General features: G+C 73.6%; 19 protein-coding genes. 11 read left to right on the top strand and 8 right to left on the bottom strand.

Going from position 1 to position 20,464, the window contains the following annotated elements; all coding sequences use genetic code 11:
* Positions 1-116: 116 nt before the first annotated feature.
* On the bottom strand, positions 117-1,814 hold the full coding sequence (gene ilvD, locus AOM04_RS06320) for a dihydroxy-acid dehydratase (RefSeq protein ID WP_062463857.1): 1,698 nt from the start codon (positions 1,812-1,814) through the stop codon (positions 117-119).
* Positions 1,815-2,074: 260 nt separating this feature from the next.
* Between ilvD and AOM04_RS06315 the strand changes: the two genes are divergently transcribed.
* Positions 2,075-3,997 carry an APC family permease gene (locus AOM04_RS06315; protein WP_228373654.1) on the top strand — a complete coding sequence of 641 codons (1,923 nt, stop codon included), beginning with the start codon at positions 2,075-2,077 and terminating at the stop codon, positions 3,995-3,997.
* Positions 3,998-4,024: 27 nt separating this feature from the next.
* On the opposite strand, the gene AOM04_RS06310 is transcribed toward AOM04_RS06315, so the two are convergent.
* Positions 4,025-4,426 (bottom strand): GNAT family N-acetyltransferase, encoded by a 402-nt coding sequence (locus AOM04_RS06310; RefSeq protein WP_062463853.1) that lies wholly within the window; start codon positions 4,424-4,426, stop codon positions 4,025-4,027.
* 187 nt (positions 4,427-4,613) lie between these two features.
* Between AOM04_RS06310 and AOM04_RS06305 the strand changes: the two genes are divergently transcribed.
* The 4 genes from AOM04_RS06305 to AOM04_RS06290 all read left to right on the top strand — a co-directional run bounded on the left by AOM04_RS06305 (position 4,614) and on the right by AOM04_RS06290 (position 8,753).
* Positions 4,614-6,305, top strand: coding sequence for a choice-of-anchor I family protein (locus tag AOM04_RS06305; protein ID WP_228373637.1), 1,692 nt, complete (start codon positions 4,614-4,616; stop codon positions 6,303-6,305).
* Positions 6,306-6,415: 110 nt separating this feature from the next.
* A complete protein-coding gene (locus tag AOM04_RS06300; RefSeq protein WP_062463849.1) occupies positions 6,416-7,165 on the top strand; it encodes a MerR family transcriptional regulator in 750 nt (249 codons plus the stop codon).
* Between the two features lie 100 nt (positions 7,166-7,265).
* Complete coding sequence (locus AOM04_RS06295) at positions 7,266-8,015, top strand: NADPH-dependent FMN reductase (RefSeq protein WP_062463847.1); 750 nt, start codon at positions 7,266-7,268, stop codon at positions 8,013-8,015.
* Between the two features lie 174 nt (positions 8,016-8,189).
* Positions 8,190-8,753: an NADPH-dependent FMN reductase gene (locus tag AOM04_RS06290; protein ID WP_062463845.1), complete on the top strand. Its 564-nt coding sequence runs from the start codon at positions 8,190-8,192 to the stop codon at positions 8,751-8,753.
* A gap of 73 nt (positions 8,754-8,826) precedes the next feature.
* Here AOM04_RS06290 and AOM04_RS06285 read toward each other — a convergent pair whose 3' ends face one another.
* Positions 8,827-9,762, bottom strand: a complete 936-nt coding sequence (locus AOM04_RS06285; RefSeq protein ID WP_062463843.1) for an aldo/keto reductase — start codon at positions 9,760-9,762, stop codon at positions 8,827-8,829.
* 85 nt (positions 9,763-9,847) lie between these two features.
* Here AOM04_RS06285 and AOM04_RS06280 point away from each other — a divergent pair, with 85 nt between their 5' ends.
* Positions 9,848-10,441: a TetR family transcriptional regulator gene (locus tag AOM04_RS06280; RefSeq protein ID WP_228373636.1), complete on the top strand. Its 594-nt coding sequence runs from the start codon at positions 9,848-9,850 to the stop codon at positions 10,439-10,441.
* A 151-nt stretch (positions 10,442-10,592) separates the two neighbouring features.
* Here the strand turns inward: AOM04_RS06280 and AOM04_RS15055 are convergent, their stop codons facing one another.
* On the bottom strand, positions 10,593-10,721 hold the full coding sequence (locus AOM04_RS15055) for a hypothetical protein (protein ID WP_267127739.1): 129 nt from the start codon (positions 10,719-10,721) through the stop codon (positions 10,593-10,595).
* Positions 10,722-10,821: 100 nt separating this feature from the next.
* On the opposite strand from AOM04_RS15055, the gene AOM04_RS06275 reads away from it, so the two are divergent.
* Positions 10,822-11,691 carry a helix-turn-helix transcriptional regulator gene (locus tag AOM04_RS06275; RefSeq protein ID WP_062463839.1) on the top strand — a complete coding sequence of 290 codons (870 nt, stop codon included), beginning with the start codon at positions 10,822-10,824 and terminating at the stop codon, positions 11,689-11,691.
* Positions 11,692-11,713: 22 nt separating this feature from the next.
* Here AOM04_RS06275 and AOM04_RS06270 read toward each other — a convergent pair whose 3' ends face one another.
* Positions 11,714-13,066 (bottom strand): MATE family efflux transporter, encoded by a 1,353-nt coding sequence (locus AOM04_RS06270; protein ID WP_062463837.1) that lies wholly within the window; start codon positions 13,064-13,066, stop codon positions 11,714-11,716.
* 1 nt (position 13,067) lies between these two features.
* The gene (locus tag AOM04_RS06265; protein ID WP_228373635.1) at positions 13,068-14,111 is read right to left on the bottom strand and encodes a phosphotransferase family protein; all 1,044 of its coding nucleotides are present in this window, start codon (positions 14,109-14,111) and stop codon (positions 13,068-13,070) included.
* Positions 14,112-14,202: 91 nt separating this feature from the next.
* On the opposite strand from AOM04_RS06265, the gene AOM04_RS06260 reads away from it, so the two are divergent.
* The 4 genes from AOM04_RS06260 to AOM04_RS06245 all read left to right on the top strand — a co-directional run bounded on the left by AOM04_RS06260 (position 14,203) and on the right by AOM04_RS06245 (position 18,113).
* Positions 14,203-15,528: a cryptochrome/photolyase family protein gene (locus tag AOM04_RS06260; RefSeq protein ID WP_062463834.1), complete on the top strand. Its 1,326-nt coding sequence runs from the start codon at positions 14,203-14,205 to the stop codon at positions 15,526-15,528.
* A gap of 178 nt (positions 15,529-15,706) precedes the next feature.
* Positions 15,707-16,033: a hypothetical protein gene (locus AOM04_RS06255; RefSeq protein ID WP_062463832.1), complete on the top strand. Its 327-nt coding sequence runs from the start codon at positions 15,707-15,709 to the stop codon at positions 16,031-16,033.
* Positions 16,034-16,131: 98 nt separating this feature from the next.
* Positions 16,132-17,616 carry a DNA-3-methyladenine glycosylase 2 family protein gene (locus AOM04_RS06250; RefSeq protein WP_062463830.1) on the top strand — a complete coding sequence of 495 codons (1,485 nt, stop codon included), beginning with the start codon at positions 16,132-16,134 and terminating at the stop codon, positions 17,614-17,616.
* A complete protein-coding gene (locus AOM04_RS06245; RefSeq protein ID WP_062463828.1) occupies positions 17,613-18,113 on the top strand; it encodes a methylated-DNA--[protein]-cysteine S-methyltransferase in 501 nt (166 codons plus the stop codon). The genes AOM04_RS06250 and AOM04_RS06245 overlap by 4 nt, the downstream gene beginning before the upstream one ends.
* Before the next feature lie 101 nt (positions 18,114-18,214).
* Here AOM04_RS06245 and AOM04_RS06240 read toward each other — a convergent pair whose 3' ends face one another.
* Complete coding sequence (locus tag AOM04_RS06240; RefSeq protein WP_062463826.1) at positions 18,215-19,165, bottom strand: 2-hydroxyacid dehydrogenase; 951 nt, start codon at positions 19,163-19,165, stop codon at positions 18,215-18,217.
* On the bottom strand, positions 19,162-20,331 hold the full coding sequence (locus AOM04_RS06235) for an ROK family protein (protein ID WP_062463824.1): 1,170 nt from the start codon (positions 20,329-20,331) through the stop codon (positions 19,162-19,164). Before AOM04_RS06235 ends, AOM04_RS06240 begins: the two co-directional genes overlap by 4 nt.
* Positions 20,332-20,464 lie beyond the last annotated feature (133 nt).

Raw genomic sequence — 20,464 nt, 5'->3', positions numbered from 1 at the left:
TCATCCCCGGTGAGGGGCGCATCGTCCCCGGGAAGGATTCGGAGCGGTCGCGCGTGAACGCGCGAGCGCCCCGCCCGGACGGACCGGACGGGGCGCTCGTGACGGAGAGCGGCGGCTCAGCTGAGGACGGCGCCCTTCGACGCCGAACCCACGAGCTTCTGGTACTTGCCCAGGACGCCCTTGGTGAAGCGCGCCGGGATGGGCTCCCAGCCCTCGCGGCGGGCGGCGAGCTCCTCGTCGGTGACGTGCAGCTCGAGGGTGCCGTGGGCGACGTCGAGCGTGATCTTGTCGCCGTCGCGCACGAACGCGATGGGGCCGCCGTCGACCGCCTCGGGGGCGATGTGACCGACGCACAGGCCGGTGGTGCCGCCGGAGAAGCGGCCGTCGGTGACGAGGAGGACGTCCTTGCCGAGGCCCGCGCCCTTGATGGCGGCGGTGATGGCGAGCATCTCGCGCATGCCGGGGCCGCCCTTGGGGCCCTCGTAGCGGATGACGACGCAGTCGCCCTTCTGGATCTCGCCGGCCTCGAGCGCGTCGAGCGCGGCACGCTCGCGGTCGAACACGCGGGCGGTGGCCTCGAAGACGTCGTCGTCGAAGCCGGCCGACTTCACCACGGCGCCCTCGGGAGCGAGCGAGCCCTTGAGGATGGTGATGCCGCCCGACTTGTGGATCGGGTTGTTGAGCGCGCGGACCACGCGGCCGTCGATCTTGGCGGGCTTGAGCTCGTCCATGTTCTCGGCGAGGGTCTTGCCGGTGACGGTCATGACGTCGCCGTGCATGAGGCCCGCGTCGAGCAGGGTCTTCATGACAGCCGGCACGCCGCCGACGCGGTCGACGTCGTTCATCACGAACTGGCCGAACGGCTTGAGGTCGCCCAGGTGCGGGACCTTCGCGGCGACGCGCGCGAAGTCGTCGAGCGAGAGGTCCACCTCGGCCTCGTTCGCGATGGCGAGGAGGTGGAGGACCGCGTTGGTCGAGCCGCCGAACGCCATGACCACGGCGATGGCGTTCTCGAACGCCTCCTTGGTCATGATGTCGCGCGCGGTGATGCCGAGGCGCAGCATGTTGACCACGGCCTCGCCCGACTTGTGCGCATAGTAGTCGCGGCGGCGGTCGGCCGACGGCGGGGCCGCGGAGCCGGGGATCGACATGCCGAGGGCCTCGCCCACGGACGCCATGGTGTTGGCGGTGTACATGCCGCCGCACGCGCCCTCGCCGGGGCAGATCGCCTTCTCGATCGCGAGGCGGTCCTCCTCGGACATGAGACCCGCGGCGCACGCGCCCACGGCCTCGAACGCGTCGATGATGGTGACGTCCTTCTCGGTGCCGTCCGACAGCTTGACGTGGCCCGGCATGATCGAGCCCGCGTAGAGGAACACGCTCGCGAGGTCCAGGCGCGCGGCGGCCATCAGCATGCCGGGGAGCGACTTGTCGCAGCCCGCCAGGAGGACGCTGCCGTCCAGGCGCTCCGCCATCATCACCGTCTCGACCGAGTCGGCGATGAGGTCGCGCGACACGAGCGAGAAGTGCATGCCCTCGTGACCCATCGAGATGCCGTCGGACACCGAGATGGTGCCGAACTCGAGCGGGTAGCCGCCGCCCGCGTGGACGCCGTTCTTCGACGCCGCCGCGAGGCGCTGCAGCGAGAGGTTGCAGGGGGTGATCTCGTTCCACGACGACGCGATGCCGATCTGCGGCTTCGCGAAGTCGTCGTCTCCGAGACCGACCGCGCGGAGCATGCCGCGGGACGCGGTCGCCTCCAGGCCATCCGTGACCTGGCGCGACCGGGGCTTGATGTCGGGAGTCTGCGTCATACGCGCGAGTCTAGGGCGCCACGGTGGGACACGATGCCCGCATCGTGGACAGTTGCGGCAAAGCAAGTTAAAGCCCTGGTAATCACGGGGGCCTCGGGACGATGCGCGGGCCCGGTCGAGTGTCGAACGGCCCGTTGACACAGGACGAAACGGGCGTACCGTGTCCCCTCGTGATCAGCCCGTGGGCGCGTCTCCGGCGCCTTCTCCTGGGAGCCCCGCTCCCCACCGACGCGCACGACGAGCAGCTGCTCCGCAAGCGCATGGCCCTCCCGATCTTCGCATCGGACCCGCTCTCCTCCGTCGCGTATGCGCCCCAGGAGATGCTCCTCATCCTCGCGGCCGGGGGCACCGCGTTCCTGGCGTACAGCGCGTGGGTCGCGGCCGCGGTCGTGCTCCTGCTCGTCATCGTCGTGGTGTCGACCCGCCAGCTGGTGCGCGCCTATCCCTCCGGCGGCGGCGACTACGAGGTAGCCGCCCGCAACCTCGGCGAGCGCGCCGGCCTGATCGTCGCATCGGCCCTGCTCATCGACTACGTGCTCACCGTCGCGGTGTCCGTGGCCTCGGGCGTGGACAACCTGATCTCCGCGTTCCCCGCGATGCACGAGTGGCGCGTCGAGATCGCGCTGGTGGTGGTCGGCCTGCTCATCGCGATGAACCTGCGCGGCGTCGCCGAGGCGTCGAAGATCTTCGCGGTGCCGACCTACCTGTTCATCGGGTCGATCGCGCTCATGGTGATCGTGGGAGCGCTGCGCGACGTGCTCGGCGTGCTGCCGGTCGCGGAGTCGGCGCAGTACGCGGTCGAGTACTCGCACCTGGGCGAGACGGCGCTCGTGCTCGTGCTGCTGCGCGCGTTCGCGTCGGGCTGCTCGGCGCTCACGGGCGTCGAGGCGATCGCCAACGGCGTGCAGGCGTTCCGCCGCCCCAAGGTCAAGAACGCGCAGGCGACGCTGGTCGCGATGGGCGCCGTCGCCATCGGGCTCTTCGTCGGCGTGACGTTCCTCGCGCTGCGCACCCACGTCCACTACCTCGCGGACCCCTGCGACCTGCACGGCCTGGCGCGGTGCGAGGGGTACGTGCAGCGCTCGGTCATGGCCCAGATCGCCTCGGCGGTGTTCGGCGGGCCTCATTCGATCGGGTTCTACCTCGTGCAGTTCACCACGGCCGTGGTGCTGTTCCTCGCGGCGAACACCGCCTTCAACGGCTTCCCGCTGCTGGGCTCCGTGCTCGCGAAGGACCGCTACGCGCCCAAGGCGCTGCTCGCGCGAGGCGACCGCCTGGTGTTCTCCAACGGCGTCCTCATCCTGGGCGCCGCCGCGTCGCTGCTGCTGCTCGTGTTCCGCGCGAACCTCACCATGTTGATCCAGCTGTACATCATCGGCGTCTTCGTGAGCTTCACGCTGGGCCAGACGGGCATGGTGGTCCACTGGACGCGCGAGATCCGGCTGTTCCGCCATCACGGGCACCCGACCCGCAGCCTCGAGATCAGCCGCGGCATCAACGCCGTCGGCGCGACCGCGACGGGCCTGGTCCTCATCGTGGTGACCATCACCAAGTTCACGCACGGCGCATGGCTGGTGTTCGCGCTGATGCCCGTGCTGTTCGTGGTGATGCGGCGCATCAACCGGTACTACGCGAACGTCGACGCGCAGGTCGCGCCCGACCCGCAGACGGTCTTCGGGGCGGCGGGAGACCACGCGATCGTGCTGGTCCACCGCGTGCACAAGCCCACGCTCAAGGCGCTCGACTACGCGATCGCCGCCAAGCACACCACGCTCGAGGCGGTGCACGTCGCGACCGACCCGAAGGCGGTCGCCGCGCTGCGGGACGCGTGGGACGAGCAGCGGATCCGCGTGCCGCTGACCATCGTCGGGTCGCCCTACCGCGACGTGTCGACGCCCCTGATCGAGCACATCCGCGCGCACCGCGAGCGGCACGGCTCCGAGGTGGTGTCGGTCTACATCCCGCAGTACATCTACGGGCACTGGTGGGAGGGGCTGCTGCACAACCGCAAGTCCGGCCGCGTCGCGGAGCGGCTCGCGCTGTGCCCGGGCGTCGCCGTCGTGCTCGTGCCGTGGCTGCTCGACTCGTCGAAGGCGCTCTACGAGCGTCCCGGCCGGCCCCTCATCGGTCTCGAGAGGCGCGGCCTCAGCGGCCTGCCGGTGGTGCGACGCAACAGCCCGTGAGGCCGGCGTGCGCACCGGCGGCGACGCTCAGGGGGCCTGCGGGATCTCCATGCCGGGCGCATCGTCCGGGCGCGCGATGAAGCCGTGGCGCGCGTAGAACGGGGCGCGGCCGCGGGCGGCGAAGAGCTGGACCTGGGTGACGCCGGCGGCGCGCGCCGCCTCGACCAGCAGGCGCAGGATCTCGGCACCCACGCCGGCGCCACGCGCGTCCTCGCGCACGATCATCTCGTTGACGTAGGCGTGCATCGCGCCGTCGGAGATCAGGCGGCCCACGCCGACGAGCGCGCCCGACGCGTCGCGCGCGCTGCTCACGGCCCAGCTGCCCGCGAGCGCGCGTGCGCACTGCTCCTCCGTGGGGGCGCCCCACCCGGTCGACAGGTACAGGGCGCGGAACTCCGCCGCCGTGGGCGCCTCGAGCGAGCAGTCCATGGCCCGACGGTACGCGACCGCGAAGGTTCACCCAGGGTTCACCGGGCCGCGCCCGTCTCGTCACCTTCGTCCCGATACGTTGAACACGGCCAGGTGCAGGCGGGATGGACCGCGCGACGCGCCGGCCGCCCCTTTCCACGCACGACCCGCGGCCGGGTGCGGTCGCACCCGAGCCATGGAGGTCCCCGTGTCATCAGCCACCCGTCCGCTCGCCCGCCGCGGCCTCGCCGTGGGGGCCGCCGTCGCCCTCGGGGCGGCCGCCGCATCCCCGGCCTACGCGGCGATCGTCGCCGGTCCTGCCTCGCTGTCCGCGCCCGACGCGGCCGTCGCGCTCACCCCGCTGGGCACGTACGAGACGGGCGTGTTCGACGCGTCCGCCGCCGAGATCGTGGCCTTCCACGCGCGCTCCCAGCAGCTCTACAGCGTCGACGCGAACGTCGGCGAGGTGAACGTGATCGACCAGTCCGACCCGTCCGCGCCGACCCTCGTGGGCACGCTCGCGGTGGCCGGCATCGTCGACGCGTCGGGCGCCGTCATCCCGGAGGGCTCCGAGGCGAACTCGGTCGCGGTGCGCGACGACGGCCTCGTGGTGGTCGCGGTCGAGTCCGCGACGAAGACGGACCGCGGCTGGCTCGCGTTCTTCGACACCGACGGCGACGCGCTCGGCGCCGTCCGCGTGGGCGCCCAGCCCGACATGGTGACCGTCACCCCGGACGGCCGCATGGCGGTCACCGCGGATGAGGGCGAGCCGAACGACGCCTACGACGTGGACCCCGAGGGCACGGTCAGCGTGGTGACGCTGCCGAAGAAGGTCGCCGTGCCGACGCAGGACGCGGTCCGCATCGCCGACTTCCACGCCTACGAGGGCGACGCGCTGCCCGACGGCGTCCGCGTGTTCGCGGGCATCGACGGGATCGACCACCCGGTGTCGCGCAACCTCGAGCCCGAGTACGTGGCGGTGGACGCCAAGTCGCGCACCGCGTACGTGACGCTGCAGGAGGCCGACGCGGTGGCCGTCGTGGATCTCGCCTCCGCGACCGTCGCGGACGTGTGGTCGCTGGGCGCCAAGGACCTCTCGATCGAGGGCAACGGCATCGACCCGTCGGACAAGGACGGCGCGATCGCGATCCAGACGGTGCCCGTGAAGGCGCTCTACCAGCCCGACTCCATCGCGACCTACACCTCGCGCGGCACCACCTACCTGGTCACCGCGAACGAGGGCGACAGCCGCGACGACTGGGGCGACTACGAGGAGTCGGTGCGCATCAAGGACCTCGGCAAGGACGGCGTCGCGCCGCTATGCCACGGCGTGCTGACGAGCGCGCAGCTGGGCAACGCGGCGCTCGGCCGCCTGACGGTGTCCAAGGCCTCCGGGCTGAGCGCGGACGGCTCCTGCTACGAGGACCTCTACGCGTTCGGCGGCCGGTCGTTCTCGATCTGGACCACCGACGGCACGCAGGTCTTCGACTCGGGCGACGACTTCGAGCGGATCACCGCGGAGACGCTGCCGGCGTACTTCAACTCGAGCAACGACGGCACCGAGATGGACAATCGCTCCGACAACAAGGGCCCGGAGCCCGAGGGCGTGACCATCGGCGAGATCCGCGGGCGCACCTACGCCTTCGTGGGGCTCGAGCGCATCGGCGGCGTGATGACCTACGACATCACCTCGCCCGCCGCCCCCTCCTTCGTCCAGTACGTCAACAACCGCGACTTCGCGGCCGACCCCGAGTCCTCCGCCGCGGGCGACCTCGGGCCTGAGGGCCTCGCATTCATCGCGGCGAAGGACTCGCCGACCGGCGAGGCCATGGTCGCCGTGGGCAACGAGGTCTCGGGCACCACGACGACGTTCTCGGTGACGCCCACCAAGCAGCACTGACCCACCCGCACGGAGCCCGGCGGCCGCGAGGCCGCCGGGCTCCGTCGCGTCCGGCGCATGGCCGATGCGCGCTTGACATTGACGCATCGTCAACTTCTACCGTGGACGGCATGGACCTCGACATCGCCGCCGTCGCCCGGCTCGCCGGCGTGACGAGCCGCACGCTGCGCCACTACGACGCGATCGGCCTGCTGGCACCCGCCGCGACCGGCCACGACGGCCGCCGGCGTTACGGGGACGCCGAGCTCCTGCGGCTCCAGCACATCCTGGTGCTGCGCGAGCTCGACGTGCCGCTCGACACCGTCGCGAGCATCGTCGACACCGACGACCCGACGCTCGTCGCCGCGCTCATGCGCGACCACCACGCCGCGCTGCTGGCCCGGCGCGACCGCTACGCCGCGCTCGCCGAGACTGTCGAGCGCACCCTCACGCGCCTCGAGAAGGGACTGCCCATGACCGCCGACGACATGTTCGACGGGTTCGACGGCGCACGCTACGAGCCCGAGGCGCGCGAACGCTGGGGGGACGATGCGGTGGACCGGTCGAACGCCGCGTGGCGCCGGCTCTCCCCCGAGGAGCAGCGCGCACACCTCGCGGAGCACGAGGCCGTGGCGGAGGCGCTCGGGCGCCAGGCCGGCACGGGCGCCGAGCCGGGCTCCCCCGAGGTGCAGGCGCTCGTGGCGCGCCATCACGCGTGGGTGTCGCTGTTCTGGACGCCGGGGCGCGAGGCCTACGCGGGGCTGGGGCGCATGTACGCCGAGGACCCACGGTTCCGCGCGACCTACGACAAGCACGGCGACGGGACAGCAGCGCTGCTGCGCGACGCGATCGCCGTCTTCGCGGAGACCCTGCCAGCGTAGGCCCGGGAATCAGGCGCGCACCAGGCGCGTTGCAGGCTCCGACCGCCTACGCTGGCGGCAGCAGTGCTCACGCCTCTCCGCCGTCGAGGAAGGACCGCGCATGCCGGTCATCGGTCTCCTGCTGGGCCACCTGCCCCAGGCGCGCACCACGCGCCTGCTGTCGTCGCTGCTGCATGCCGCCGCACCGGCCGGCACGACCGTCGTCGAGCTCGTGGCGACGGACCTGCCCCTGCACGCTCCCTACACGGATGCGCCGCTGCCGACGGCGGGCATCGAGTGGAAGCGGCGGATCGACGCCGTCGACGGGCTGCTCGTCGTCACCCCGACCCACGAGCGGTCCATCCCGGGCTCGCTCAAGCACCTCATCGACTGGGCGTCCGCATCGCCGTCGTCGCTCGCCGGCAAGCCCGTGGTGATCGCCGGCGCGGCCGCCCCGCGCGCGGGCACCTTCCTCGCCCTGGTGCGCCTGCGCAGCATCCTCGGCGAGGCGGGCGCGGCCCTCATGGGCCAGCCCGAGCGCACCCTCGCGGTCGAGGCCGCCGACTTCGCACCATCCGGCGCCTGCCGCGACGCGGAGCTCGACGCCGCGGCGCATGCGCTGCTCGGCGCGGCGGCCGGGTACATCGCGCACCTCGCGCGCGTGAACGAGTCGGGGCCGATCCCCCTCGCGGTGCCCACCGACCCGATCGCCGCCGTGAGGGCCGAGCACGCCGCCGCGCCCCTGAGCCCCGCCGCCGGCGTGCCCGCCTTCGTCGACACCGTCACCACCGCGGACCCGCTCGCGGCGACCGGCGACCCGGCATTCGCACTGGTCCGCACCGACTCCACCACGGGCGCCCCGGCGGCCTGAGCCCCGTGCGCCCGCGGCGCCCGCGCGCACGTCCCGGGCACCGCATCGTCCCCGGCGCGCCCGGGGGTTGGTTGATGCGTCATCATCTGGAATAGTTGACGCGTCATCGTCGTTGCGATGGCCGTCCGACGGCGTTGTCGGCGCCTCCACCCCCACTCTCAAGAGGAGACTCCCATGACCCGCATCGGCATCATCGTCGGCTCCATCGCCGACGCCTCCATCAACCGTCAGGTTGCCAACGTCCTCCCCGGCCTGGTCGCCGACGACGACGTCGAGTTCACCTTCCTCGAGTTCAAGGACCTCCCCTTCTACGACTACGCCCACGACGCGGACTACCCGCCGGTCGCGCGCGAGTGGAAGCAGGCCATCGAGGACGTCGACGGCGTCATCATCGTCACGCCCGAGTACTCGCGTTCCATCCCGGGCGTGCTGAAGAACGCGCTCGACTGGGCCGCGCGCCCGTGGGGCCAGGGCTCCTTCGGCGGCAAGCCCGTCGCGATCATGGGCGCATCGATCGGCGCCGCGGGCACCGCGGCCGCGCAGCAGCACCTGCGCGCGATCCTCGGCCACTACGACGCCCCGACCATGGGCCAGCCGGAGACGTTCTTCCAGTACCGCGCCGACAACTTCGGCGCCGACGGCACGCTCCAGGACGAGGCCGCGGCCGCCGTTCTTGGCGGCTTCGTGAACGCCGCGGTCGCTCACGTCAAGAAGCACGCGCTGGTCGCCGTCGCGTAACCGACCCCGACCGCTCGAAGGCCCCCGTCCGACGCTCGTCGGGCGGGGGCCTTCGTCGTGGCGCGAGCAGCCGTCAGCGCGGCCCGCCGACGCCGCCGTCGGGCGCGATCGCGGCGATGCGCGCGAGGTCGGCGTCGGTGAGCTCGATGTCCGCGGAGGCGACGTTCGCCGCGACGCGCGCGGGGTTGCGCGAGCCGGGGATGGGGACGATGTAGTCCCGCTGAGCGAGCAGCCAGGCGATCGCGAGCTGGGCGAGGGTCGCGCCCTTCTCCTCGGCGAGCGCGGTGAGCGCGTCGACGATCGCGACGTTGGCGTCGTAGTTCTCGGGCGCCCAGTACGGGATGCGCTGGCGGAAGTCGGTCGCCTCGTAGGCCGAGCGCGGCTGGACCGCGCCGGAGAGGAAGCCGCGCGCGAGCGGCGAGTAGGCGACCAGGCCGATGCCGAGCTCCTCGAGCACGGGCAGGAACGCCTCGGACTGGCGGGCGAAGACCGAGTACTCGGTCTGGAGCACCGAGATCGGGTGGACGGCGTGTGCGCGGCGCACGTTGTCGGGCGTCGTGTTGGACAGGCCGAGGTACCTCACCTTGCCGGCGTCGACGTACTCCTTCATGACGCCTACAACGTCCTCGACCGGCACGGCGGGGTCGTGGACGTGCTGGTAGAGCACGTCGATGTGGTCGACGCCGAGGTTGCGCAGGCTGTTGTCGACCACGTTGCGGACGTGGTCGGGCTGCGAGCTCGGGGCATAGGTGGGCGTGAAGCCGAACTTGGTGGCGATGGTGACCTGCTCGCGGATGGGAGCGAGCGCGGTGCCGAGCAGCTGCTCGCCGACGCCCCAGCCGTACATCTCGGCGGTGTCGAAGTGCGTGACGCCGAGGTCGTGCGCGGCGCGGATCGCGGCGATGGACTCGGTGTCGTCGCTCGGGCCGTAGCCGACCGCGGTACCCATCGCGCCGTAGCCGATGGCGGAGACGGTGAGGCCCTGACGGCCGAGGATGCGCTGTTCCATGGGGGTGTCCCTTCTCGAGTTGCTAGACGACATGATACGCCCAATCTGTCAGTCTCTGCCACTTATGGCGCGCTATGATGGATCTGTGAGCGAACTTGTCAAGCCCGTCGGGACACGCGCCATCGCGCGCGACGCCGTCCGCGCGCGCATCTCCGAGGTCGCGGTCGACCTCTTCGACACCCACGGGTTCGACGAGGTCACCGTCGAGCAGATCGCCGCCGCGGTCGGCGTGTCCACGCGCAGCGTCCACCGGTACTTCCCCGCCAAGGAGGACACCGTCGTCGCGGACCCCGCCGGATTGGGCGAGCGCGTGCGCGACGCGTTCGCGGCGCGCCCCGAGGACGAGCCGGTCTGGGACGGCCTGCTCGCGTCCTACGAGGCGCTGCTCGCCGCGCCGGGACGCGACGAGCAGCGCGGCAAGAAGGCGATGCGCGTGCTCGGCAGCACCCCCGCCCTCCGGGCGCGGAACCTCGAGAAGCACCTGCTCTGGGCCCGGCTCCTCACACCCCTCGTCGCGGCACGGCTCGGCGGCCGCGACGCTCCCCTGCGCGCCGAGGCCATCGTCCAGTCCTCGCTCGCCTGCTTCGACATCGCCCTCACGGCGTGGGCCGAGTCCGACGACGAGACCGGCGCCGACCTGCTCCGACGGACGTTCGCGGCGCTCCGACCGGCGGCGTGATCGCGCGCGACGGACGACAGGACCGGCAGGTACGGGTCCATCGACAGCGAGCCGAACACCGTCAGCGTGCCCAGGATGCCGGCGATCCACGCGCCCGACCCGCCGCGTCGGGATGCCGTCTGTCGCGCACCGGCCGCGGGGATCGCGGAGCTCACCAGGCCCACCAGGCGGGCTCGGATCCCTTGCGCTCACGGGTCTCGGGGTCGCGCTCGAGGCGCGCGGTGGCACCGAAGGGCCACGCACCCATCAGGACCAGGACGGCGGCGGACAGATCATTCATGACCTCAGGAAAGCCCCGGCTCGGTGATGGTGGGAGTCCCGCTGCTGACGTGCCCTGCCAGGGCATCCCACCCGCGCATCGCGGTCCCTATCCTGACGGGATGGACAACCATGGCGAGGTGCGCGAGTTCCTCATGTCACGCCGCGCACGCCTCGAACCCGAGGACGTCGGGCTGCCGCGTGGCGGCGACCGCCGGGTCCCCGGGCTGCGCCGCGGCGAGGTCGCGGCGCTCGCCGGCGTCAGCGTCGAGTACTACTCCCGCCTCGAGCGCGGCGCGATCGCCGGCGCATCCGAGGCCGTCCTCGACGGACTCGCGAGGGCGCTCCAGCTCGACCCCGCCGAACGCGACCACCTCCACCGCCTCGCCCGCCTCGGCGCACAGACATCCGGCCGCACCCGCGCCCGACGCACCGGCGAACGCCCGTGGGAGCCGGAGCCGAGCATGCGCTGGCTGCTGGACTCCATGACCGACGCCGCCGCGCTGATCGGCAACGGCCGCACCGACCTGCTCGCCTGGAACACCCTCGGCGGGGCGCTCATGTCCGACATGATCGCCACCGCCACCACCGAGCCGCCGAACTTCGCGCGCTACCTCTTCCTCGAACCCGGCGCACGCCGCTTCTACCCCGACTGGGACACCGTCGCCGCGGTCAACGTCGCACAGCTGCGCACCGAGGCCGGACGCGACCCCCACAGCAAGCCCCTGCATGACCTGGTGGGCGAGCTGTCGACCCGCAACGACCACTTCCGGGAGCTGTGGGGACGCCACGACGTCTGGCAGCACGGTGCGGGCGTCAAGCGCTTCCGCCACCACGAGGTCGGCAACCTCGAGCTCGCGTTCAACGGCCTCGACCTCGTTGGCCACGACGCCATCCAGATGACCGTGCTCACCGCCGCACCCGGATCCGCATCCCACGAGGCCCTCACCCTGCTCGGCACCCTCGCCACCACCCACCTCCACGCGCGCTGACTCGAGCGTCGCGCTCGCCACGTCACGCCGCCGCCGGCACCGCCTGCCCGATGCACGCGCGCCGCAGCACCACCACCGCCGCGAGCGCGGACAGCGCCTCCCCGAGCGGCAGCGCGATCCAGATCCCCGCGGGCCCCATGGCGCCGAGCCCCGCCACCAACGGGAGCCGGATCAGCAGGACCGTCCCGACCGACAGCCAATACGACGGTCGCGGCGACCCCACCGCCTGGAACAGCCCGGACGCGAGCGGCGCGATGCCCGCGAACGCGAAGCCGAGCGCGACGATCCTGAGCGCCAGCACGGTCGCCGGGTCCGCCGCGTCGGCCCCCAGGAGAAGCGTCACGATCGCCTCGGCGCCGAGCACCACCGCGAGCGACGCGAGCGCGCCGTAGCCGACGCTCGCGCGCAGCGCGAGCCGCGCCGCCAGCCCCGCGCGCGCGGGCATCCCCGCGCCGACGCTGTAGCTCACCACCGGCTGCGTGCCCTGGGTGATGCCCAGGTGCGGCATCGACACGAACGTCGTGACCCGCGCGCACACGGCGAAGGCCGCGAGCGCGGCCGTTCCGGCCACCGCCAGCGACGCGTTGACCACCGCCACGACCACGGTCGTGCCGACGCCCGCAAGGAAGGACGGCGCCCCGATCGCGAGCATCGTCCGCAGCGTGGGCGCGTGCGGGCGCAGGTCCGCCAGGCCGATGCGGTACGGCCGGTCGCGGCGGCCCAGGAAGAACCACAGCGCCAGGGCCGCGGAGACCGCCTGCCCACCGACGGTCCCCCATGCTGCGCCCGCGACACCGAGGTCGAAGCCCAGGATCAACAGCGGATCGAGCCCGATCTGGACGACGACGGCGCTCACCCAGATGAGCGTCGAGTAGCCGAGCCGCCCCTCGGCGCGCACGATCGCGGAGAACCCCGTCGAGACGATCGCGCCCGCGAGGATGACGGTGGCGCACGGCCGCGCGTACACCATCGTCGCGTCGGTCGCGCCGAGCATGCGCAGCAGCGGATCGAGGAACGTCAGCCCGAGCACCGTGGTCGCCGCCGCCACCGTCCAGAACAGCGCCATCGCGTTGCCGGTCGCGCGCGCCGCATCGTCCGGGCGCCCCGCGCCGAGCGCGCGGGACACGAGCGAGGCCGCTCCCACGCCGAGCGTGGTCGACACGGCCCCCACGATCAGCAGGAGCGGGGTCGCGAGGGAGACGGCCGCGAGCGCGGTCTCCCCCACCATGCGCGCGACGAACCACGCGTTGGTGAGCGCGTAGATCCCGTACACGCCGACCGACATGGTGGTGTGGGTGCACGACCACCAGAGGAGCCGCCCGAGCGGGCGCGTGCCGAGGTCCTCGGCGTGCGTGCGCGTCGCCCGGGCGCTCACCTCACACCCGGACGCGCCCGAGCGCCGCCATCACCTGGTCGAGCGAGCGACGGCCGAAGTCGTAGACCTCGGTGCTGGTGTGCCCGCGGAACTTGGTCTCGACCGTCATGATGACGGCGAGGTAGAGCGAGTAGAGGCGGCGGCGGGTGCGCTGCGCCTCGGTGAGCTCGGACAGGCCGAACCCGATCATGAAGTCGGTCGGGTCGTCGAAGCCCTCGAGGTCCAGGCCCGTCAGCCCTGCCTCCATGAGCGGGTCGCCGTAGATCGCGCGCTCGTGGTCGAGGATCGCGACGATGCGGCCGTCGCGGATCATCGAGTTCTTGGTCCACAGGTCCACCTCGATGAGCCGAGGCTCGGTGACCTCGTCGAGCACGTGGGCGTGCGCCGCGACCGTCGCGCGGATCTCGTCGGAGGACCACCCCAGGTCGACCTCGACCGCCTCGCCGTCGCGCAGCGTGGTCTCGATGATGTCGAGGAACGCCTCGCGCCAGGTCGCGAAGCCGGGCCCCTCGAGCGGCCCGAAGTGCGTCCCGGTCACGGCGTTGATCTCGCGGTTGAGCGCGCCGAGCTCGCGGTTGCCGGCCGCGACCACCTCGGGCGCGAGCTGCCCGTCTGCGGCGGCGAAGCCGAAGTTGTCGGCGTCGACGTGCTCCATGAAGAACAGGTCCGCGTCGACCACCTCGTGGGTGAGGTCGACCTGGTCGATGCGGGGCACGGGCACGTCGGTGAGCGTGGAGACCAGGCGCATCGCCTCGAGCTCGTTGCGCATCATGCCGACCTCGCGGGTGAGCACGGCGACGTCGGCGGGCGGCGCGACCTTCAGCACCACCACGCGTCCCGAGCGCAGCCGGATCCGGTAGGCGACGTTGAACCAGCCCTCGGTGATCTCGTCGGCGAAGCCGTCGCCGTCTGGCACCTCGTCGGCGCCGTAGGCGCGGGCGATGAGCGTGCGCAGGGTCTCCGTCGACTGACGGTTCTTGGTGAGGCTCTCCATCGAGACTCGTCCCTCCTTGGACGCGGGCGGCCGGCCCTCGTCGGCCGGCACGACCGTCAGCCTAGCGGCGCGCCCACCCCGCACCCGCACCGTCGGGCGCGCCTCCGGAATCTCCCGTCCCGGTTGCCGCGTTGGACGGCACATGGGTGTGTGGTGGATCCGGCGCGACGCGCGCCTCGCGGACAATCCGGCGCTGCTCGCCGCGCAGGAGGACGGCCCCGCGGCGGCCGTGTTCGCGTGGAGCCGCGGCGTCCACCTGTGGTCCGGCCGACGGCGCGCGCACCTGGCCCGCGTGCTGTGGAGCCTGCGCGAGGACACCGGCGGCGCGGTCGGGGTCCGGCGGGGCGACCCGGCCGACGTGGTCCTCGCGGTCGCGAGGGAGCACGATGCGCGGGTGGTCTTCGCGGCGCGCGAGGCCTCGCCCGCGGGCATCCGGGCGCAGGACGCCGTCGCGGCGGCGCTCGCCTCCGACGGGCGCGAGCTGCGGCTCGTCGGCACGCCGTACGCCGTCGCGCCGGGGCGCGTGGTCAAGACCGACGGCACCGAGTACAAGGTGTTCACGCCGTTCTCGCACGCCTGGCGCGAGCACGGTTGGCGCATCCCGGCCCCGGCCGCGGACCCCACGGCATTCCTCCCCACGACGTCCGACGTGAGCCTCGACCAGGAGGCCGCGCGCGGCGACGCCGACGACCCGCTCGCGGCGCGCCACGAGTTCCGCGAGGCGCGCATCCGCGAGGCGTGGGCGTCGTACGTCGAGACCGGCCTCGACCGCTATGCCGCCGAGCGCGACCGTCCCGACCTCGACTCGGTGTCGCACCTGTCCGTGCCCCTCGCGTATGGCCAGATCCACCCGCGCACGGTCCTCGCGGCGACCGGCGCGATCCGCGGCGAGGCGGCGCGCACGCTCGAGAGCGAGCTCGCGTGGCGCGAGTTCCATGCCGACGTGCTGTTCCGCCACCCGCAGGCCCAGCGCGCCTCCCTCACCGCCGTCATGCCCGACGACGCGTGGGCGGCGGGCCCCGAGGCCGACGCGGCGTTCATGGCCTGGCGCGACGGCCGCACCGGCTTCCCGCTGGTCGACGCCGGCATGCGTCAGCTCGCGGCGACGGGGACGATGCACAACCGCGTCCGCATGGTCGTCGCGAGCTTCCTGGTCAAGGACCTCCACCTGCCCTGGCAGCGCGGCGCGGAGCACTTCCGCAGGGCGCTGCTCGACTACGACCACGCGCAGAACCAGCTCAACTGGCAGTGGGTCGCGGGCACCGGGCGGGACGCGGCGCCGTTCTTCCGCATCTTCAACCCGACCGCCCAGGCCGACCGCTTCGACCCCGACCGCGACTACGTCCGCCGGTGGGTCTCCGAGGTCGACACGCCTGCCTACCCCACACCGATGCTCGATCACGCGGCCGAGCGCGAGGTCGCGCTCGCGGACCTGCGCCGCGGGAAGGCGGGGCGCGCGGGAAGGTGAGGGGCGCATCGTCCACAGGCGTCCAACTGTCACGCAGTTCTTTCCACACGGACACACGAACGTCACAAAGGGGACGTAACGTGAGTCGCGCCAGCGAGGGCGTCCCGCTTCGGACGCACGGCCCCGGCCGGACCGTCCTTCGGCCGTGGCGCGCTCCCGAACCCGCCGGGAGGCACGCATGAGTCCCGCATCCACCGAGTACCTGGGCTACGTGGGCCACCCCGAGCTGCCTCACGGGTACTACCCGTACATCGGCCGCCGGCCGGACCAGCGCAAGGACTGGCTGGCCGACGCGTCGGTCGCGACGGGCGTCGCGCTCGTGTTCCCCGCCGCCATCGTGCTGGGCCATGCGGCGCTGCGGGCGGCCCGGGCCGGCGAGGCCACCGCGGTCCGCCGGGCCCGGCTCGGGCTGGTGCTCGGCTACGGGGTCGCGGCGGCCGTCAACGTCGCGTACTTCGTGCTCGCCGCGAGGCACGCGATCCAGCCGGGCACCGCCGGCGCCTGACGCGGCCCGCGGGATCGCCGCCGAGGGGCGATCCCCCGCTGCCGCCATGTCCGATCACCGCCAGCGCGGCGGACGGCACATGCGTCACACTCGTGGGCATGTGGGACGACGAGACGCGCTACGCGGTGATCCGCGGGAAGGACGCCCGCTACGACGGGCAGTTCATCACGGCCGTCCTCACCACCGGCATCTACTGCCGCCCGTCGTGCCCCGCGCGCACCCCCGCGCGCGCCAACGTCGCCTTCTACCCGAGCGCCGCGGCCGCCCAGCGCGCCGGGTTCCGCTCGTGCCGCCGCTGCTTCCCGGACGATGCACCGGGCTCGCCGCGCTGGAAGGTCGGGTCGGACGTCGCCTCCCGGGCGATGCGGCTGATCGACGACGGCCTGGTCGAGCGCGAGGGCGTCGCGGGCCTCGCGCGGCGGCTCGGGTACACCGAGCGCCACGTGTCGCGCGTGCTGGTCGACGAGCTGGGCGCGAGCCCGCAGGCCCTCGCGATCGCGCACCGCCTCCACCACGCGCGCGCCCTTCTCGAGGGCACCGCGCTGCCGGTGTCCGAGGTGGCGTTCGCCGCGGGCTTCGGGTCGGTGCGGCAGTTCAACGACGCCGCCCGCGCGGCCTGGGCGCTCACGCCGGGAGAGGTGCGGCGCCGCGCGGGCGCCCCGGGCGTCGCGGCGGCCGGGACCACCCGGCTGACGCTGCGGCTGCGCTACCGCGCGCCCGCCTCGATCGAGCGCGCGCTGGCGTTCCTCGGCGCGCGCGCGATCGCCGGCGTGGAGGCCTGGGACGGCCGGACGTACGCGCGGACGATGCGCCTGCCGCACGGCGGCGCGACCGTGACGCTCGCGCCGGGGCCCGGGTGCGTCGCGGCGGAGCTCGCGCTCGAGGACGTGCGGGACCTCGCCGCGGCGGTCGCGCGGTGCCGGCGGCTGCTCGACCTCGACGCGGACCCGGCTGCGGTCGACTCGTCGCTCGTGGGGTCGGAGCTGCTCGCCCCCCTGGTGGCCGCCGCGCCGGGGCTGCGCGTGCCCGGCGCGGTGGAGCCGTTCGAGATGGTGGTGCGCGCGATCGTCGGCCAGCAGGTGAGCGTCGCGGGGGCGCGCAGGACGCTCGGGGTGCTGGTGGAGCGCTTCGGAGCGGAGCTGAGCGTCCCGCGAGAGGGGGGCCTCGAGGATCCGGGAGTGCTGAGCGTCCCCAACGGGGCGGGGCGGGCGTTCCCTTCCCCCGAGGCGCTGGCCGACGTCGACCCCGCGATGGGGCTCATGCCCCGGGCACGCTGGCGCGCCGTCTCCGCGGCGGCGCGCGGGCTGCTCGACGGCGACCTCGACCTCGGGCCGGGCGCCGACCGCGCCGAGGCGCGCGCGGCGCTGCTCGCGATCCCCGGGATCGGCCCGTGGACCGCCGAGTACGTCGCGCTGCGCGCGCTCGGCGACCCCGACGCGTTCCCCGCGGGGGACCTGGTGCTTCAGAAGGCGGCGGGGCTCGACGGCCGGGCCCTCGCCGCGACGGCGGAGGGGTGGCGCCCGTGGCGCGCCTACGCCGCGCTTCACCTCTGGACGGCCGTGACGGAAGGACGGACACCATGACCACGCTCGCGCGACGCGACATCCCCACGCCGCTCGGCCCGCTCACGCTCGTCGCGGACGACGACGCGATGCTGGGCGCGTACTTCGCCGACCACCGCCGGCGTCCCGCGCTGGACGCGCTCGGCGAGCCCGCCGCGCATCCGGTCCTCGACGCGTCCGAGGCCGCCTTCGCGGCCTACTTCGCGGGCGAGGCGGCGGACGTGCCCGTCGTCGACGTCGCCGCCGGGACGCCGTTCCAGCGCGAGGTGTGGACCGCGCTGCGGGCGATCCCCGCGGGCGAGACGTGGACGTACGCCCAGGTGGCGGCCGCGATCGGCCGCCCGACGGCGACGCGCGCGGTGGCCGCGGCGATCGGGCGCAACCCGTTGACCATCGCGGTGCCGTGCCACCGGGTGGTCGGTGCGGACGGGTCGCTCACGGGCTACGCGGGCGGGATCGAGCGCAAGAAGTGGCTCATAGGTCACGAATCGGTCACGATGCCTGCCCGCGGTGCATGATCCGGGTCTAGCCTGACGGGGATGAGGGAAGCGCGGGAGACCGTGCGGCGATCAGCTCATCGCTGAGGGGCGGTGCCTTCCCCGCGAAGGTCGAGGGGGGTCTACGCGGGGAAGGCGCCTTTCACCACCACGTTGACGGGCTCGTCGCCGCGCACGCGCGCCTCGATCTGGCGCCGCACCACGTCCGTGTACCGCCGGTTGGTCAGCCGCTCCACGCCCGCGACGTGCGGGACCACGATGCAGTTCGGCAGCGACCACAGCGGGTGGTCCTCGGGCAGCGGCTCGGGGTCGGTGACGTCGAGCGCGGCGCGCAGCCGCCCGGACGCGAGCTCGGCCACGAGCGCGTCCGTGTCGACCACCTTGCCGCGGCCCACGTTGACGAGCAGCGCATCGTCCCTCATGGCGGCGAGGAAGCGCGCGTCGACGAGGCGGTCCGTCGCGTCGGTGTGAGGCACGACGACGATGACGAGGTCGAAGCCGGGCAGGATCGCCGCGAGGTCGGCGACGGCGTGCACCACGGTGCCGTCCGGGGCCGTGCGCGCGGTGCGGGCGACGCCCTCGACGTGGACCTCGCTCGCGCGCAGCCGCACCGCGATCGCCTCGGCGATGCTGCCGTAGCCGACGATGAGGGCGCGCGAGTCGGCGAGCGACGGAGCCTCGAGGTCGGGCTCCCACACGCCGCGGCGCTGCGCGTCGAGGAACGCCGGCAGGCGGCGCTGCGAAGCGAGCGCGAGCAGCAGGGTCATCTCGGCCACGCGGGTGTCGTGGACGCCGCGGGCATTCGCGAGCGCGACGCCCGGCGGGACGAACGGCTCGGCGTGCTCGTAGCCGGCGGACGCGATCTGGATGAGCTCGAGGCCCGGGCACGCCGCGAGGCGGCCGAAGACGCGACGGCCCCCGGTCCAGTGCGGCAGGCACGCGATGGTGATGCGGTCGCGCTCGTCCTCGGGCGCGTCGGACTCGGCGGGGTTCCACACGATGACGCGGGCGCCGGGGCCCGGGTCGCCGAGCGCGTCGGCCACCTCCCGCGAGGGCAGGGCGACCGTGATCATGCGAGGGGCCGCAGCTCGACGCCGGCGGGGTCGCTCAGCAGGGGCGCGAAGGCCCGCTCCGCGGCGCCGATGAGCAGGCGATTGCCGCCGAGGGCGGCGCGCGCGACCACGATGTCGTCCGCCTCGGGACGGAACGCGAGCTCGCGCGCGCGTGCCGTGACGAGGTCGCGGCGCGCGTCGTAGAGCGCGCCGAGGTAGCCGCCGAGCAGCACGAGGTCGGGGTCGAACGCGCACTCGAGGTTCGCGATCGCGGTGGCGAGCGTGCCGGCGAGGGCGTCGAGCTCCGCGGCGTCGTGCGCGACGGCGTCGAGGCGCGGCGCGTTGAGCTCGGTCTCGAGGCACCCGGTGCGGCCGCACGAGCACACGTCCCCGTCGGATCGGATCATCATGTGGCCGAACTCGCCGCCGTAGCCGCGACCGCCGCGCAGCATGCGGCCGCCCACGAGCGCGGCGCCGCCGATGCCCGAGGCGGATCCGTTGAGGTAGACCACCGAGTCGACGCCGCGCGCGGCGCCGTAGCTCCACTCGGCGCGCAGGCCCATGTTGGCGTCGTTGCCCACCGTGGCGGGCAGCTCGAGCGCGTCCGTCAGCGCGGTCGCGAGCGCGAACGACCGCCACCCCAGGTGCGGCGCGTCGACGATGGTGTCGCCGTCGATGGCGACGAGGCCCGGCACGGCCGCGCCGATGCCGACGACGCGGGAGCCGGGCAGCTCGTCCGCGATCTCGCGGGCGGCCTCCCACGCGAACGCGAGCGCGTCGCGCGGGGTGGGCGGCGCATCGACCGAGGCGCGGCGGCGGGCGAGCACGGTGCCGTCGATGGCGACGGCGCCGAGCTCGATGGCGTCGACGTCGGGGTGGAGCGCGAGCGCGACCACCTCGCGCCGCGGCCGCACGATCAGGCTGGGGCGGCCGACGCCGCCGGTCTCGGCGGCGGCGTCCTCGGCCACGAGGTCGAGCGCCGCGAGCTCCGCGACCAGCCCGCCGATGGTCGAGCGGTTGAGGCCCGTCTCGCGCGTCAGCTGTGCGCGTGTGAGAGGCCCGCCGTAGTGCACGGCCCGGATGAGGGCGGACAGGTTGTGCCGCCGCGTGTGGTCGTTGCGGCTGCCGCGCGCCGTCGCGGGACGCACGGGCGCCGTCGCCGCCTCGCCGGCCTGCTCCTCGGTCATCGTTCCTCCTCCGTGCTGCACAGTATGCCGCCCCCTCCCCCGCGCCGACCGGCACCGCCCCGGCGCATCGTCCCGTCCCGCTTTGACGCGACCCCTCGCCGGGTATAAGTTTTCTTCGGGAACATTTTAACCC

It is taken from the genome of Demequina soli, assembly GCF_000971195.1.
GTDB classification, from domain to species: domain Bacteria; phylum Actinomycetota; class Actinomycetes; order Actinomycetales; family Demequinaceae; genus Demequina; species Demequina soli.
This window is presented reverse-complemented; position numbering and strand designations above follow the sequence as displayed.

Coding starts and splice junctions, on each gene's coding strand:
- ilvD (WP_062463857.1), bottom strand. CDS start 1,814: ATGACGCAGACTCCCGACATCAAGCCCCGGTCGCGCCAGGTCACGGAT.
- AOM04_RS06315 (WP_228373654.1), top strand. CDS start 2,075: ATGGCCCTCCCGATCTTCGCATCGGACCCGCTCTCCTCCGTCGCGTAT.
- AOM04_RS06310 (WP_062463853.1), bottom strand. CDS start 4,426: ATGGACTGCTCGCTCGAGGCGCCCACGGCGGCGGAGTTCCGCGCCCTG.
- AOM04_RS06300 (WP_062463849.1), top strand. CDS start 6,416: ATGGACCTCGACATCGCCGCCGTCGCCCGGCTCGCCGGCGTGACGAGC.
- AOM04_RS06295 (WP_062463847.1), top strand. CDS start 7,266: ATGCCGGTCATCGGTCTCCTGCTGGGCCACCTGCCCCAGGCGCGCACC.
- AOM04_RS06290 (WP_062463845.1), top strand. CDS start 8,190: ATGACCCGCATCGGCATCATCGTCGGCTCCATCGCCGACGCCTCCATC.
- AOM04_RS06285 (WP_062463843.1), bottom strand. CDS start 9,762: ATGGAACAGCGCATCCTCGGCCGTCAGGGCCTCACCGTCTCCGCCATC.
- AOM04_RS15055 (WP_267127739.1), bottom strand. CDS start 10,721: ATGAATGATCTGTCCGCCGCCGTCCTGGTCCTGATGGGTGCGTGGCCC.
- AOM04_RS06275 (WP_062463839.1), top strand. CDS start 10,822: ATGGACAACCATGGCGAGGTGCGCGAGTTCCTCATGTCACGCCGCGCA.
- AOM04_RS06260 (WP_062463834.1), top strand. CDS start 14,203: ATGGGTGTGTGGTGGATCCGGCGCGACGCGCGCCTCGCGGACAATCCG.
- AOM04_RS06255 (WP_062463832.1), top strand. CDS start 15,707: ATGAGTCCCGCATCCACCGAGTACCTGGGCTACGTGGGCCACCCCGAG.
- AOM04_RS06250 (WP_062463830.1), top strand. CDS start 16,132: ATGTGGGACGACGAGACGCGCTACGCGGTGATCCGCGGGAAGGACGCC.
- AOM04_RS06245 (WP_062463828.1), top strand. CDS start 17,613: ATGACCACGCTCGCGCGACGCGACATCCCCACGCCGCTCGGCCCGCTC.
- AOM04_RS06240 (WP_062463826.1), bottom strand. CDS start 19,165: ATGATCACGGTCGCCCTGCCCTCGCGGGAGGTGGCCGACGCGCTCGGC.
- AOM04_RS06235 (WP_062463824.1), bottom strand. CDS start 20,331: ATGACCGAGGAGCAGGCCGGCGAGGCGGCGACGGCGCCCGTGCGTCCC.